The sequence below is a fragment of the Salinisphaera dokdonensis CL-ES53 genome (assembly GCF_040361215.1).
GTDB lineage: Bacteria > Pseudomonadota > Gammaproteobacteria > Nevskiales > Salinisphaeraceae > Salinisphaera > Salinisphaera dokdonensis.
This window is the reverse complement of the sequence record NZ_APND01000003.1, coordinates 117240-132564: the sequence shown is the minus strand read 5'-3', so window position 1 is coordinate 132564 and position 15325 is coordinate 117240. Positions and strand designations below refer to the sequence as shown.

The window sequence follows — 15325 nt, the reverse complement described above, 5'->3', positions numbered from 1 at the left end:
CGTAAAGGTCTCTTCAAAGCGTATCGCCGGCTGATCGAGGCTAGGCAATACGCGGTTTCGAATTGAGCCGGAAAGCGGCGCAGTTCGAAGGAACGAAAACAACCGAGTCAGATGGGGCGTAGCCAAGCGGTAAGGCATCGGGTTTTGATCCCGTGTACCGCAGGTTCGAATCCTGCCGCCCCAGCCAACATAGAGACGCCCGCGAAAGCGGGCACGAAGAACAGCCGGGGCGGCTGGATGAGGACCTGCCAGGTTCGACGCAGCGCGCGAAGCGCGCAAGAATCGTGACGCGCAGAGGCACGAGCCCGCAGGGTGAGCCACCGGTAGGTGGCGAATAATCCTGCCGCCCCAGCCAACATAGAGACGCCCGCGATAGCGGGCACGAACAGCCTCTGTGGCAGCGCGCTCAAACCGGTCAGCGCAGCAGCGCGGGGTCTGAAAAAGCGGTTCAAGCGGCGCAGCGTTCGTCGCATCTTCCGCTGGGATCAAGCATCGCCGAACGGCGTTGCAATACGGTTGACGATGTTTTTCGTCGGCCGTTGCTCATTTTCAATCGACAGCACGGCAGCACGAACGCATGGCGGATTCCAGGTTGATGGTCTTTACCGGCAACGCCAATCCGGCGTTGGCCAAGGACGTGGCCGGTTATCTCAAGCTGCCTGTGGGCAAGGCGAGTGTCGGCAAGTTCTCCGACGGCGAGATCGCGGTCGAGATCGAAGAGAACGTGCGCGGACGCGATGTGTTCGTGGTGCAGTCCACCTGCCGCCCGACGAACGACAACGTCATGGAGCTGCTGATGCTCATCGATGCGCTGCATCGCGCATCGGCCGGCCGTATCACCGCCGTGATTCCGTATTTCGGCTACGCCCGCCAGGATAGGCGGCCGCGCTCCGCGCGCGTGCCGATCTCGGCCAAGGTCGTTGCCAGCATGCTCGGCGCCGTCGGCACCGATCGCGTACTGACCGTCGATCTGCACGCCGACCAGATCCAGGGCTTTTTCGACATGCCCGTGGACAACGTCTATGCCTCGCCGATTCTACTGGGCGACATCTGGCGCCAGAAGAAGGACGAGAAGCTGATCGTGGTATCGCCGGACGTCGGCGGCGTGGTGCGCGCAAGAGCGCTTGCCAAACGCCTCGATGATGCCGATTTGGCGATCATCGACAAGCGTCGTCCCAAGGCCAACGAAGCCAAGGTGATGAACATCATCGGCGACGTGAACGGCAAGAGCTGCATCATGGTCGACGATCTGGTCGACACCGCCGGCACGCTCTGCCAGGCCGCCGACGCGCTCAAGAATCAGGGCGCAACGTCGGTGAAGGCGTATGTCACGCACGCCGTGCTGTCCGGCAAGGCGGTGGAAAACATCAGCAATTCGCGGCTCGACGAACTGGTCGTGTCCGATACGATCCCGCTGTCGCCGGACGCCGCAGCCTGCGGCAAGATCCGCCAGCTGCACATCGCTGCGTTGCTGGCCGAAACCATCCGCCGAGTGAGCAACGAGGAATCCGTTTCCACGCTGTACGTGGACTAACAGCAATGCATGGCCGCAGAGGTCGTGCATTTGCCGTTCAAGCGCGTATACTACGCGGTCTTTTGCGAACGGTGGGCGGCGGCCCGCCATGAAAACAACGATCGAGCGACCGGCGGGAACCCCCGGCGGCCGTCCTTATTATTGGAGCGAATCGATATGGAAGCTTTCGAGCTGAATGCGGAAAAACGTACCGCGAAGGGCCGCGCCGAGAACCGTCGCCTGCGTCGCACCGGCCGCGTGCCGGCCATCATCTACGGTGGCAATGGCGAGCCGGTGATGCTGACTCTCGAGCACAACGACCTCGAGCATCATCTCGACAACGAGGCGTTCTTCTCGCACATCGTCAAGATTCACGTCGATGGTGGCCAGACCGAGGAAGTCGTGCTGCGTGCGTTGCAGCGCCACCCGGCCAAGCCGTTCATCGAGCATGCCGACTTCCTGCGCATTGTCGCGGGCGAAGCGCTGCGCATGAGCGTGCCGCTGCACTTTGTGGGCGAGGACGAGTGCCCGGGCGTTGCCGACGAAGACGGCGTTGTCCAGCACAACATGAACGACATCGAGATCGAGTGCCTGCCGCGCAATCTGCCGGAGTACATCGAGGTCGACTGCACCAAGCTGCATCTGCATGACTCCGTGCACCTGAGCGAACTCGTCCTGCCGGAAGGCGTCGAGATCGTCGAACTGATGGGCGACGAGGAAGATCAGCACGATCGCACTGTCGTTTCCGTTCAGGTGCCGCGTGCCGCCATCGAGCTGGAAGCCGAGGAAGAGGCTGAAGCCGAAGCCGCGGCTGCGGAAGCCGCCGAGGGCGAAGAAGGCGAATCCGAGGAAGGCGCCGAGGATGGCGATTCCGAGGATGCCGGCGACGACAGCAGCGAAGACGAAGACAAGTAGTCTTCGTTTCGTCTGACTCTGTCGTGCGGGCCCGGCACCACGGTGTGGCGTGAGCGATCCGATTCGCGCCGTCGTGGCGCTGGGCAACCCCGGCGCTGACCACGCCAGCGACCGGCACAACGTCGGTTTCTGGCTGGCGGATCGGCTCGCCGACCGCTGGCGCGTGTTCCCGTCGCCTGAGCGCAAGTTCAAGGGCGAACTGGCGCGGTATGGCATGGGCGACGCCACGGTGTGGCTGCTCAAGCCGTCGACCTTCATGAATCGTAGCGGCGATGCCGTGCAGCCGCTTTGCGCGTTCCACAAGATCGCGCCGGAAAGCGTACTGGTGATTCACGACGATCTGGATCTGCCGGCCGGCACCGCCCGGCTCAAGCAGTCCGGCGGCCACGGGGGCCACAACGGTCTGCGCGATGTCACTCGCGTGATCGGCACCCAGTACAAGCGCCTGCGTATCGGCATCGGCCATCCGGGCGACCGGGGTCAGGTGCTGTCCTACGTGCTCGGCACGCCGGCGCCGGACGAGCGCATCGAGATCGATACCGCGATCGATGCCGGTATCGAAGCGCTCGAAACGGCGCTCGACAAGGGCTGGGACCACGGCGCCCAGCAACTCAATTCCCGCAAGTCTCCCTAGGGGCAGCGCATGGCACTTCAGGTCGGTATCGTCGGCTTGCCCAACGTGGGCAAGTCCACGCTCTTCAACGCACTCACCGCCGCCGAGATTCCGGCCGAGAACTATCCGTTCTGCACCATCGACCCCAATGTCGGCGTGGTGACGGTGCCGGATCCGCGTCTCACCGCGCTCGCCGAGATCGCCAGCCCGGACAAGACGCTGCCGACGACGATCGAATTCGTCGATATCGCGGGTCTCGTGGCCGGCGCCTCGACCGGTGAGGGCCTAGGCAACCAGTTTCTGGCCAATATCCGCGAAACGGACGCCGTCCTGCACGTGGTGCGCTGTTTCGACGATGACGACGTCATGCACGTGTCGGGCAAGGTCGATCCGATCGCGGATATCGAGACCATCGACACCGAACTGGCGCTCGCCGATCTGACCACGGTCACGCGCGCAGCCGACCGCACCGCGAAGGCGGCCAAGTCGGGCGACAAAACCGCCAAGCGCAATGTCGAACTGTTCGAGCGGGTGCGCGATCACCTGGATACGGGTGCACCCGTGCGGGCCATGGATCTGAGCGATGACGATCGACTGGCCCTGCGCGAGCTGCACCTGATCACCGCCAAGCCGGCCCTGTTCGTCGCCAACGTCGACGAGGAAGGCTTCGAGAACAATCCGCTGCTCGATCGCGTATCGGAGCATGCGGCCGCCCAGAACGCGCCGGTCGTCGCCGTATGCGCGGCGCTCGAGGGCGAGCTCGCCCAGCTGGACGGCGACGACAAGAACGAATTTCTGGCCGATCTCGGCCTCGAGGAGCCGGGACTCGATCGCGTCATCCGGGCCGCCTACGAATTGCTCGGCCTGCAGACCTTCTTCACCGCCGGGCCCAAGGAAGTGCGCGCCTGGACGGTACGTCGTGGTGCCACCGCGCCCCAGGCCGCCGGCGTGATCCATACCGACTTCGAGCGTGGGTTCATCCGTGCCGAGGTCATCGGCTACGACGACTACGTCTCGCTCAAGGGCGAGAAAGGCGCGAAGGAAGCGGGCCGTCACCGGCTAGAGGGCAAGGAATATCTGATGACGGAAGGGGACGTGGTCCACTTTCGTTTCAACGTCTGATTCAGCCCGTTCAAAGCACGGGCAAAACGTTGCCGCACAAGGGTTGACACGACGGCCCGCGGCGAAGAAACTACGCGGCTTTCCGGCTATGTAGCTCAGGGGTTAGAGCATCGCATTCATAATGCGAGAGTCGGTGGTTCAAATCCACCCATAGCCACCAGGCGACGTGCACCTTCGATCTTTCGAAGGTTGAAAAGGGATCCGGCAGGCGCCGGGTCCCTTTTTTTTGCCTGGCCCTCATGCGTCAGCCGTTCGCTGCGCATGGCTTGATTCTGCGGTCTGTCAGGCGCGAATGACCTGATAGACTTCGACCTTTATGCGGCAGTCGACCGGACGTATGGCCAACTCTTCCGACCGTAAAGACCGGAAACCACTCAAGCTCAAGACAGGCTCCTTCGACCGTAATGCGGCAATGGCCCGCATGGGCGTGATGGCGGGCGCTTCGTTTGCGGGCCATACGCTCGGCAACATGTTCCGCAGCAAGGAAAGCAAGGAGCGCCGCAACCGCGATTTCTACGTCAAGCAGGCTGAATTCCTTGCGGACGAGCTCGGCCAGCTGAAAGGCAGCGTAATGAAGGTCGGGCAGATGCTGTCTGTCTATGGCCAGTACTTCATGCCGCCCGAAGCGATCGAGGTGCTGCGCAGCCTTCAAGACGACAGCCCGCCGGTTGCCTGGGAAGACCTGGAACCGGTCGTTGTCCAGCGCCTGGGCAAGAAGCGCCTGTCGGAACTGGAAATCGATCCGGAGCCGCTGGCGGCAGCTTCACTGGGTCAGGTCCATCGCGCACGACGCAAGTCCGATGGGCTCGAGTTGTGCGTCAAGATCCAGTATCCGCGTCTGGCCGATGCCATCGACAGCGATATCCGCACGCTCACCCAGATCGTGCGCCTGGCGCGGCTGGTGCCCAAGGGCATGGAGCTGAACGCGATCATGGAAGAGGTGCGAGAGATGATCTACCGCGAGGTGGATTACGATCGCGAACTGCGCATGACCCGCGAATTCTCCACCCGGCTGGAAGGCGACGACCGCTACGTGGTGCCACAGGTCTTTCCGGAATACTCGACCGAGACCGTGCTGGTGACGTCCTTCGAGCAGGCCCATCACGTGCAGAGCGAGGCCGTGCAGCAGCTCGATCAGCCGCGCCGCGATGCGCTTGGCCGCCACGCGCTGGACCTGTTCTTCAACGAGTTCTTCGTCTGGGGCATCGTCCAGACCGATCCGCATTTCGGCAACTACAAGATCCGGCTGCAGGATGACGGCCCGGATCAGATGGTGCTGCTCGATTTCGGTGCTACTCGCGAGTTCGCCCCGCGTTTTCTCGGTTCCTACTACGATGTGGTCTCCGGCGCCTTCGAAAAGGACGCCAAGCGCCTCATCGACGGCGCGATCGGCATCAATCTGTTGCGCCGTGACTCGCCGCAGCATGTCTTCGACGCCTTCGCGCGGGTCGGCATGCTCATGATCGAACCGTTCACGGACGATCCGCCCGAGGAACTGGCGAACGAGCAGGGCGCCTATCGCTGGGGCGAGTCGGATCTGCCGTTTCGTGTCTCGCGTGCGGTGTCGGACGCGGCGATCTCGCGTTGGTTCCGTATCCCGCCGCGCGAGATCGTGTTCCTGCACCGGCGCATGGGCGGTGTATTCGTGCTGCTGGCCGTGCTCGACGCCGAGATCGACGCGCGCGACATGCTGGCATCCTATCTCTATCGTGAAGCCGAACCGGCAGCGTCGGACGACAGCTGACGCGCCGCGGTTCGCAAGTTATTACCAAGGAAAGGCACAGATGAAGTTTGAGGAAACCTTCGATTTCGATTATCCGGCGGAGGTCATGCTCCGGATGTTCACCGACCAGGATTATTTCCTGGATAAGTACGAGCGTCTCGGTGGTCGCAAGCCCGAACTCGTCGATAGCCAGAAGACGGACGATCGTTTCTCCATCACCGTTCGTCATGCGCTGGACGCCAACAAGCTCTCGTTCCCGGACATCATCAAGAAGCGGGTCGGCGACCGCATCATGCTGCGCCAGACGGATGTCTGGAACGTGGCCAGCCAGAGCGGCCGTATCGATATCGATATCGAGAAGGCGCCGGTGGATATCACCATCGACCTGAAACTCAGCGAGCAGAACGGCAAGGCTCGACTGACACTGCGTTTTGATATCGATGCCCAGGTGCCGCTGCTTGGCTCCAAGATCGAAAAGGCCATCGCCGGTCCGATCACTGATCGCCTGCATAGCGATATGGCGCTGTCGAACAAGATGGCGAGCGACTACGCTGCGGCCTGATCGTGGCACATGACGACAAGCGCGAGCGCGAAGGCAAGCCGCCGACGCTCTGGCAAAGCTGGGTTAGCGTGCTGGCGGCCTTCTTCGGCGTGCAGTCCAGCGCCAACCGCGAGCGGGACTTCACTCGCGGCAAGGCCAGTCACTTTATTCTGCTCGGCCTGCTGGCGACGATCCTGCTGATCGTGCTGCTCGTCGGGCTGGTGAAAATGGCGACGTCGTTCGCCGGCTAGTGGGCTAGCCGCCCGGCGTATCGCTGCGCTCGCTCGCAATACGCTTGAGACGGTAAAGCAGATCGAGCGCTTCGCGCGGCGTCATGTCGTCGCAGTCCAGATCGGTGATCGCGTCGTGTAACGGATCGGGTTCGGCCGGCTTTTTCACTTCCGGGGCCGGTTCGAACAGGCCCATCTGGGGACCGGATTCGGCGCGCGACTGGGCTTCCAGCTCCGCCAGATGCTTTTCGGCCTGGCGAATCACCGTACGCGGCACGCCGGCGAGTGCGGCCACCTGCAAGCCGAAACTGCGCGATGCCGGGCCGGGCCGGATCGCGTGCAGGAACACCAGTTTCTGTTCGCCGCCGTTGTTGTAGTCGGCCACTTCGAAATGTGCATTTCGGCTGGCGGGCCAATTCTCGGCCAGTTGGGTCAGCTCGAAGTAGTGGGTCGCGAACAGGGTGTAAGAGTGGTTGTGGCGCGCCAGCCGCTCTGCCACCGCGCGGGCCAGCGCCAGGCCGTCGTAGGTCGAGGTGCCGCGCCCGATTTCGTCGAGAAGTACCAGTGACCGATCAGTGGCGTGGTGCAGAATCTGCGCGGTCTCGCTCATTTCGACCATGAAGGTCGACTGGCCGGCCGATAGGTCATCTCCCGCGCCGATACGCGTGAAGATGCGATCCAGCGGACCGATGGTCGCGGCATCGGCCGGCACGAAGCTGCCGATATGGGTCAGCAGCACGATCAGCGCGGTCTGGCGCATGTACGTGGATTTGCCGCCCATGTTCGGGCCAGTGATCAGCAGCAGCCGGCAGTCGTCGTCGAGCACGGTGTCGTTGGCCACGAACGGCGTGTCGGAAAAACGCTCCACGACCGGATGGCGCCCGCCGGTGATCTGGATGCCCGGCGTATCGGTCAGGGTTGGCGCAACCCAGTGGCAATCGAGTGCGCAGCGGGTCAGCGCGCAGAGCACGTCGAGGCTGGCAAGGCCCGCGGCGATCGCCTGCAGCCGCGGCAGATGCGCGGCCAGACTTTCGACCAGCTCGTTGTAGAGCGCCTTCTCGCGTGCCAGCGCGCGCTCTCGCGCGGAGAGCACCTGGTCCTCGAATTTCTTCAGTTCCGGGGTGATGTAACGTTCGACCGCCTTGAGCGTCTGGCGCCGCTGGTAGTCGATCGGTGCCTTCTCGGCGTGCATCCGGCCCATCTCGATGTAATAGCCGTGCACGCGGTTATAGCCGACCTTGAGCGTCTCCACGCCGGTGCGTTCGCGCTCGCGCATTTCCAGTTCGGCGAGGAAGCCGTCCGCGTTGGCCGACAGGTTGCGGAGCTCGTCCAACGTGTCATCGTAGCCGGGCGCGATCACGCCGCCGTCGCGGATCACCACCGGCGGATTGTCGATCACGGCACGCTCGAGCAGGGCGCGGACTTCCTCGGCCGGGTCGATCTGTTCGTGCAGCGCGGCCAGCAGCGGCGCGTCGAGACCGGCCAGCGTCCTGCGAATCGCCGGCAGGGCGACCAGCGCACGGCTCAGCCCGGACAGATCGCGCGGGCGCGCCGAGGCGAGCGCGATTCGGGTGGCGATACGCTCGACGTCCGGCACTTCCTTGAGCCGTTCCGACAGCCCGGCATGGCTGCCGGACAGCAGCGTTTCGATCGCCAAATGGCGATGGCGCAGGATATCGAAGTTGCGCAGCGGCTCGGCCAGCCAGCGGCGCAGCGCGCGGGCGCCCATCGGCGTGGCACAGCGATCGAGCAAGCCGACCAGGCTATGGCGCGTGTCGCCACTCGCACTGCGTTCGATTTCCAGGTTGCGGCGGGTCGAAGCATCCAGCACCAGCGTATCGGTCACCGCGTAGGTGCGCAGGCTCTTGATATGCGATAGCGCCGCCTGCTGGGTGGCTTCGACGTAATCGACCAGTGCGCCCGCCGCGGCAATCGCACGCGGCAGATCGGCACAGCCGAAGGCGTCGAGCTGGGCGACCTCGAAAAAGCCTTCGAGCCGGCGTCGTGCGCTGACCGCATCGAACAGCCAGCTCGGACGACGGGTGATCGCGACGCCGTCGCTGGGCAGATCCAGCGTCGACTGCTCGCCGATCACGATTTCGGCCGGATCCAGACGCGCTAGTTCGGCGGCCAGTGCGGTATCGTCGGCAACTTCGGTGACCGCGAAATCGCCGCGCGCCAGTTCCAGCACCGCAATGCCGATCGCGCGCTTGGCCGGCGCGAGGGCCACGATCAGGTTGGCGCGCCGGGCCTCGAGCAGGGCATCGTCGGTGACCGTGCCCGGCGTGACCACGCGTACGACCTCACGCTTGACCGGGCCCTTGGTCGCGCCCGGCGCTTCCAGCTGTTCGCAGATGGCGATCGATTCGCCCTTTGCGATCAGGCGCGCCAGATAACCCTCGGCGGCGTGATAGGGCACCCCGGCCATCGGGATCGAGCGTCCGGCCGATTCACCGCGCGCGGTAAGGGTGATATCGAGCAGCTCGGCGGCGCGGTGGGCGTCGTCGAAGAACAGCTCGTAGAAATCACCCATGCGATAGAACAGCAGCATGTGCGGATAGTCCGCCTTGATGCCGAGATACTGGCGCATCATCGGCGTGTGCTGAGTGAAATCGTCGGGCGAGATCTCGTTGCGTTGTTCGCCGGTGCGGGATGCGCTCATGAGCCTTTACTTGGTCAGGGCCGGGCCGGTGCCTGCGCCAGTCGTCGAAGGCGGCCCGTGTGGGCGGGCGCGGATTGTAGACGCAATCGGCGTCTCTTCGCAGGCGCGATTGTTGGCATAATACGTTGGATGATCGCAGCTTACGATGCCCAGAAATCCATTGCCTCGCTCGTCGAGCAACTTGCCACGCTGCTGCCGGGCCGCGGTCAGAGATTGGCGACGGCGGAATCCTGCACTGGCGGGATGATCGCGGCGGCCTGTACCGACCGCGCGGGGAGCTCCGACTGGTTCGAGCGCGGCTTCGTCACTTATTCGAATGCCGCGAAACAGGAATGCCTTGGCGTTCCCGATGCCTTGCTGGAGGCGCACGGTGCCGTCAGCGAGCCGGTGGTTGCTGCCATGCTCGAGGGCACGCTTGCGCACAGCCCGGCGGATTGGGCAGTTGCGGTTTCCGGCGTCGCCGGCCCGGGCGGTGGCAGCGAAGACAAGCCGGTAGGCACGGTCTTCATTGGCTGGATGGCGCGCGCAGGTCGTCCTGATGTGGTGCGCTACCAGTTCGACGGTGAGCGCGCGGAAGTGCGCCGTCAGAGCGTGGTCGCTGCACTAGTCGGCCTGCGCGAGCGGGCCGACGCGCAGTAACAGCCGCGCGTTATATGCCGGCGCCGCGCCATGCCTGCGAATCACGCAGCCGCGTTTTCTTCGCGCTCATGCCGCCAGCTTCGGTCGCGGCGGAAATTGGCGAACTGGCACAGTCTCTTGGACTGACGGGGCAGGCGGTGTCTACCGATCGCTTGCACCTCACACTGGCGTTCATCGGCAACGTGGACGATATGCAGATCGATACGTTGTTGGCGCGTGGCGACGCGGCGCAGATGCCGGCTTTCGCGCTGGCGCTGGACCATGTCGGCGGTTTTGCCCATGCCGGCATCAACTGGCTCGCCCCGAGCGAGCCACCCCAGGCGTTGCCAGCCCTGTCTCGAATGCTGTATAAAAATACACATTCGGCTATTGATGGCAGGCGCTTTCGTCCGCATATCACGATCGAGCGCAAAGCGGCGGTACTGGAAACGCGATCGATCACACCGATACGCTGGCCCGTAACCGATTTTTCGTTGATCGCGAGTGGCGTGAACGGCGCGCCCGGCGCCTATCGCGAACTGCGTCGATGGCCGCTTCTGCCGGCTTCGGTCGAGGCGTTCAGGTTGTGAAATAATGGCCGCCGATGGCCCGATTTCGATACCGGGCGCCACTCGGAATGGCGACCGTATCCCCATGAAAAGTGACGAGAATTATGGACGAAGATCGTAAAAAGGCACTGGCCGCCGCACTCAGCCAGATCGAGCGCCAGTTCGGCAAAGGCTCGGTCATGCGCATGGGCGACCAGGACACCACCAATATTCCGTCCATTTCGAGCGGCTCGCTGAGCCTGGATATCGCTCTTGGTATTGGCGGCTATCCGCGAGGCCGTGTGGTCGAGATCTACGGCCCGGAATCTTCGGGCAAGACCACGCTCACGCTGCAGGCGATCGCCGAATGCCAGAAGGCCGGCGGCACCGCAGCCTTCATCGACGCCGAGCATGCGTTGGATCCGACCTACGCCGAGGCGCTGGGCGTGGATATCGAGAATCTGCTGATCTCGCAGCCGGATACCGGTGAGCAGGCGCTCGAGATCGCCGACATGCTGGTGCGTTCGGCGGCGGTGGACATCGTCGTGGTCGACTCCGTGGCCGCGCTCACGCCCAAGGCCGAGATCGAGGGCGAGATGGGCGATTCCCATGTCGGCCTGCAGGCGCGTCTGATGAGCCAGGCACTGCGCAAGCTCACCGCCAACATCAAGCGTACCGGCACCACGGTGATGTTCATCAACCAGATCCGCATGAAGATCGGCGTGATGTTCGGCAGTCCGGAGACCACCACGGGGGGTAACGCGCTCAAGTTCTACGCGTCCCAGCGTCTGGATATCCGCCGTATCGGCGCGATCAAGAAGGGCGACGAGGTGATCGGCAACGAGACCCGCGTGAAGGTGGTCAAGAACAAGATGGCACCGCCGTTCCGCAAGGCCGAGTTCGAAATCCTCTACGGCGAGGGCAGCTCGCGCGAAGGCGAGATCATCGATCTGGGCGTGGCCAATAACCTGATCGAGAAGGCAGGTTCCTGGTATTCCTACAACGGCGACCGGGTCGGCCAGGGCAAGGACAACGCCCGCAACTTCCTCAAGGAAAATCCCGAGATCGCGCAGCAGCTGGAAGACGCCCTGCGCGAGAAGCTGCTTGCGCCGCGGCGCAGCAAGAAGGAAGAGGCCGAGGCTAAGGCTGCCGCCGAGAAGAGCGAGAGTTCCGATCTGCTTGATTCCGCGCAGAGCGGCGGCAAGAGCAGCTAAACGGTTCTGCCGCCCGCGCCCACTGTCGGATGATCGACGACGATTCGACCGAAGTCGAGCCGCTCGACCCAGACGCCGAGCGGCTCGCTATCCGCAAGCGGGCGATGGACTTCCTTGCCCGCCGCGAACATGCGCCGGCTGAACTGGCGATCAAGCTCGCCAAGCGTGATCACGATCGAGACACGATCGCGACCGTTCTCGATGAGCTGATCGACGACGGGCTTTTATCTGAGAGCCGCTATGCAGACGCCATGGTGGCCTCGCGCGCTGCGCGCGGTATCGGTCCGATACGTATCCGTGCCGACCTCACCGCGGTCAAGGTCTCCGATTTCGAGATCGACCGTGCGTTGGAAGATGCCGAGGTGGACTGGCACGCGCTCGCGGAGGCGGTGCGGCGCAAACGCTTCGGTGACGAAATGCCCGCCGATTTCCCCGCGAAGGCAAAACAGATGCGGTTTCTGCAGCGGCGCGGTTTCGATGGCGACGCATTGCAGGCCGCGTTCGAGGATTGATAGCGGCTACGCGACGTCGGAAGATGCAGGTATGTCCCGCATGGAGTTGCCCATGAAAGTCACCGCCGAAATCTGTGTCATACCCATGGGCGTGGGCGTATCGGTCTCGCGCTATGTCGCGGCCTGCCGGCCGATCCTGGAAGCGGCGGGACTCAATCCCGTGCTGCATGCCTACGGCACCAACGTCGAAGGCGAGTGGGACGACGTATTCGCTGCCTTCCGGGAATGCCACGAAACCATCCACGACCTGGGCGCACCCCGCGTGTTCACGACCATCAAGGTCGGCAGCCGCACCGATCGCGCGCAGAGCAATCAGGACAAGATCGACAGCGTTCATGCAGGACGTGAATAGGCGCGCCGAATGCGGTAGGGCCGGCGCGGGTGCTCTGCTAGACTAGCGGGCTATTTGCCCCACGCTGATTTTGTAGAAGAGGCGCCCGCCCATGATGTCCACCAACGCGTTGCGCGCGCGTTTCGTCGAATATTTCGAACGTCACAAGCATCGGTTTGTTGCTTCGAGCAGCCTCGTGCCCGCGTCAGATCCAACCCTGTTGTTCACCAACGCCGGCATGGTGCCGTTCAAGGACGTATTCCTCGGCCGCGACAAGCGTGACTACAGCCGTGCCGTGTCTTCGCAGCGCTGCGTACGCGCCGGCGGCAAGCACAACGATCTCGAGAACGTCGGCTATACCGCGCGTCATCACACCTTCTTCGAGATGCTGGGCAACTTCAGCTTCGGTGACTATTTCAAGCGCGAGGCCATTCAGTTCGCGTGGGAATTCCTCACCGTGGAACTGGGACTGCCCGCGGAAAAGCTGTGGGTGACGGTCTACGAGGAAGACGAGGAAGCCGCACGTATCTGGCTCGACGAGATCGGCGTGTCGGAAGACAGCTTTTCGCGTATCGGCGCCAAGGACAACTTCTGGCAGATGGGCGACACGGGCCCCTGCGGTCCCTGTTCCGAAATCTTCTACGACCACGGCGACCATATCAACGGCGGACCGCCCGGCACGCCGGAAGAGGACGGCGATCGCTTTGTCGAAATCTGGAACCTCGTGTTCATGCAGTACGACCGCCAGCCCGACGGCACCATGGTCGATCTGCCCAGCCCGTCCATCGACACCGGCATGGGCCTGGAGCGCGTTGCAGCGGTCATGCAGGGCACCCACGACAACTACCAGATCGACGTCTTCAAGAAGTTGATGGCAGCCACGGCCGATGCGATCGGCATCCCGGCCGATTCCGACCATGCGTCGCTCAAGGTCGTGGCCGATCATATTCGCGCGACCGCATTCCTGATCACCGACGGCGTGATGCCGGCGAACGAAGGCCGTGGCTACGTGCTGCGCCGGATCATGCGGCGTGCGATTCGTCACGGCCACAAGCTGGGCGCGACGGGCACCTTCTTCTACAAACTGGTCGCCCCGCTGGTCGAACTCATGGGCGAGGCCTTTCCGGAATTGGCCGATTCGCAGGCGCAGATCGAGCGCGTGGTGGAGCAGGAAGAAGAGCGTTTCGCGCTCACGCTGGCCCAGGGCCTGCGTATTCTCGAGGATGCCATCAGCGAGATGAGCGGCACCGAGATCCCCGGCGAAACCGTGTTCAAGCTCTATGACACCTATGGTTTTCCGGTCGACCTGACCAACGACGTGGCCCGCGAGCGTGAGCTGACGCTGGATACCCGCGGTTTCGACGCGGCCATGAGCGCCCAGCGCGAGCGTGCCCGCGCAGCCAGCCAGTTCGGCGCCGACTACCACGCCAAGCTCGAGATCGACGAGCCGACCGAATTCATCGGTTACACCGAAACCAGCGGCTCAGCGACCGTGCTCAGCACGATCCAGAACGAGCAGCCAGTGGACCGGCTCGCAGCCGGTGACGAGGGCGTGCTCGTTCTCGATCGCACGCCGTTCTACGGCGAATCCGGCGGTCAGCTCGGCGACCTCGGCGTGATCGAGGCCGACGGTGCCTGTTTCGTGGTTACCGATACCCAGAAACAGAACGGCGTGTTCCTGCACTTCGGGCGTGTCGAGAACGGCGAGTTCGCAGCGAAGCAGGCCGTGGACGCCCGTGTCGATCTCGAACGCCGCAGGGCGATCGAGCTCAATCACACGGCGACCCATCTGCTGCACGCCGCGCTGCGCGAGACGCTGGGCACGCATGTGCGCCAGAAGGGTTCCATGGTTGCGCCCGATCGGCTGCGCTTCGATTTCGCGCATTACGAGTCGGTCACGCCTGAAAACCTGGCCGATATCGAAGCCCAGGTGAATGCCCGTGTGCGCGAAAACATCCAGGGCGAGTTCTACACCCGCAGCTACGACGAGGCGATCGCCGAGGGCGCGCTGGCGTTCTTCGGCGAGAAATACGGCGACGAGGTGCGTGTAGTGCGCTTCGGCGACTACTCGGTCGAGCTGTGCGGCGGTACCCACGCCCCGGCCAGCGGCGCGATCGGCCTGATCAAGGTCACCGAGGAGCGCGGTGTGGCGGCCGGTGTTCGGCGTCTGGAAGCCGTGACCGGCGACCATGCGCTCAAGTGGGTGCAGGACGCGTCGGCCCGCGAGATTCGCGTGGCCTCACGCCTGAAGGCATCGCCGGCCGAACTCGAAGACAAGCTCGATCGCATGCTCGAGCGCGTCGCAGGTCTGGAGAGACAGCTCGATCAGGCGAACCAGAAGCTCGCCGCCAGCCAGGGCGACGACCTGGTCGATAGCGCACGCGAGATTGGCGGGGCGCAAGTCGTGGTCAAACGCATGGACGGCGCCGATCGCAAGGTTCTGCGCGATACTGTCGATGCGCTCAAGAACAAGCTCGATAACGCAGTCGTCGTGCTCGGCGCGGCGGCCGAAGGCAAGGTCGCGCTGATTGCCGGCGTGGCCAAGGGCCAGAGCAAGACGCTGCCGGCAGGCGAACTGATCAACTTCGTTGCCGAGCAGGTCGGCGGCAAGGGCGGCGGTCGGCCGGACATGGCGCAAGCCGGCGGCAGCGATGCCGGCAAACTCGATGAGGCACTGGAAAGTGTCTACGCTTGGGTCGAACAGCGCAGCGTCGATTAGCGGGCGCCGCGCGCAGATATTAGTACAATCGAATTTTCACCCAGGGCGCGCGACCCCGTGCCCG

14 protein-coding genes and 2 tRNA genes are annotated in these 15325 nt (G+C 63.8%); 15 read left to right on the top strand and 1 reads right to left on the bottom strand.

Translation table 11 applies throughout. The features are described from left to right. Window positions 1-112: 112 nt before the first annotated feature. From SADO_RS10200 to SADO_RS10160, 9 genes are all read left to right on the top strand, one after another. Window positions 113-187: transfer RNA gene (locus SADO_RS10200), tRNA-Gln, on the top strand. Window positions 188-577: 390 nt separating this feature from the next. After that, on the top strand, window positions 578-1534 hold the full coding sequence (locus SADO_RS10195; protein ID WP_353111097.1) for a ribose-phosphate diphosphokinase: 957 nt from the start codon (window positions 578-580) through the stop codon (window positions 1532-1534). A gap of 156 nt (window positions 1535-1690) precedes the next feature. Continuing rightward, window positions 1691-2428, top strand: a complete 738-nt coding sequence (locus SADO_RS10190; protein WP_353111096.1) for a 50S ribosomal protein L25/general stress protein Ctc — start codon at window positions 1691-1693, stop codon at window positions 2426-2428. A 49-nt stretch (window positions 2429-2477) separates the two neighbouring features. Beyond that, entirely contained in the window at window positions 2478-3062 is a 585-nt protein-coding gene (pth, locus tag SADO_RS10185; protein ID WP_353111095.1) for an aminoacyl-tRNA hydrolase, read from the top strand. Between the two features lie 9 nt (window positions 3063-3071). Beyond that, window positions 3072-4163: a redox-regulated ATPase YchF gene (gene ychF / locus SADO_RS10180; RefSeq protein WP_353111094.1), complete on the top strand. Its 1092-nt coding sequence runs from the start codon at window positions 3072-3074 to the stop codon at window positions 4161-4163. A gap of 84 nt (window positions 4164-4247) precedes the next feature. Further along, a tRNA-Met gene (locus SADO_RS10175) sits at window positions 4248-4323 on the top strand. Window positions 4324-4500: 177 nt separating this feature from the next. Further along, entirely contained in the window at window positions 4501-5907 is a 1407-nt protein-coding gene (locus SADO_RS10170; RefSeq protein ID WP_353111093.1) for an ABC1 kinase family protein, read from the top strand. 40 nt (window positions 5908-5947) lie between these two features. Next, complete coding sequence (locus SADO_RS10165; RefSeq protein WP_353111092.1) at window positions 5948-6448, top strand: DUF2505 domain-containing protein; 501 nt, start codon at window positions 5948-5950, stop codon at window positions 6446-6448. A 2-nt stretch (window positions 6449-6450) separates the two neighbouring features. Then, complete coding sequence (locus tag SADO_RS10160) at window positions 6451-6678, top strand: DUF2970 domain-containing protein (RefSeq protein WP_353111091.1); 228 nt, start codon at window positions 6451-6453, stop codon at window positions 6676-6678. Window positions 6679-6682: 4 nt separating this feature from the next. Here the strand turns inward: SADO_RS10160 and mutS are convergent, their stop codons facing one another. Beyond that, on the bottom strand, window positions 6683-9319 hold the full coding sequence (mutS, locus tag SADO_RS10155) for a DNA mismatch repair protein MutS (RefSeq protein ID WP_353111090.1): 2637 nt from the start codon (window positions 9317-9319) through the stop codon (window positions 6683-6685). 129 nt (window positions 9320-9448) lie between these two features. Here mutS and SADO_RS10150 point away from each other — a divergent pair, with 129 nt between their 5' ends. The 6 genes from SADO_RS10150 to alaS all read left to right on the top strand — a co-directional run bounded on the left by SADO_RS10150 (window position 9449) and on the right by alaS (window position 15261). Next, the gene (locus SADO_RS10150; RefSeq protein WP_353111089.1) at window positions 9449-9958 is read left to right on the top strand and encodes a CinA family protein; all 510 of its coding nucleotides are present in this window, start codon (window positions 9449-9451) and stop codon (window positions 9956-9958) included. 14 nt (window positions 9959-9972) lie between these two features. Next, window positions 9973-10527 (top strand): RNA 2',3'-cyclic phosphodiesterase, encoded by a 555-nt coding sequence (gene thpR, locus SADO_RS10145; protein WP_353111088.1) that lies wholly within the window; start codon window positions 9973-9975, stop codon window positions 10525-10527. Between the two features lie 83 nt (window positions 10528-10610). Continuing rightward, window positions 10611-11699: a recombinase RecA gene (gene recA, locus SADO_RS10140; RefSeq protein ID WP_353111087.1), complete on the top strand. Its 1089-nt coding sequence runs from the start codon at window positions 10611-10613 to the stop codon at window positions 11697-11699. Window positions 11700-11728: 29 nt separating this feature from the next. After that, on the top strand, window positions 11729-12211 hold the full coding sequence (locus SADO_RS10135) for a regulatory protein RecX (RefSeq protein ID WP_353111086.1): 483 nt from the start codon (window positions 11729-11731) through the stop codon (window positions 12209-12211). 52 nt (window positions 12212-12263) lie between these two features. Continuing rightward, complete coding sequence (locus tag SADO_RS10130; protein ID WP_353111085.1) at window positions 12264-12563, top strand: MTH1187 family thiamine-binding protein; 300 nt, start codon at window positions 12264-12266, stop codon at window positions 12561-12563. Window positions 12564-12654: 91 nt separating this feature from the next. Further along, window positions 12655-15261, top strand: a complete 2607-nt coding sequence (alaS, locus tag SADO_RS10125) for an alanine--tRNA ligase (RefSeq protein ID WP_353111084.1) — start codon at window positions 12655-12657, stop codon at window positions 15259-15261. Window positions 15262-15325: the final 64 nt, after the last annotated feature.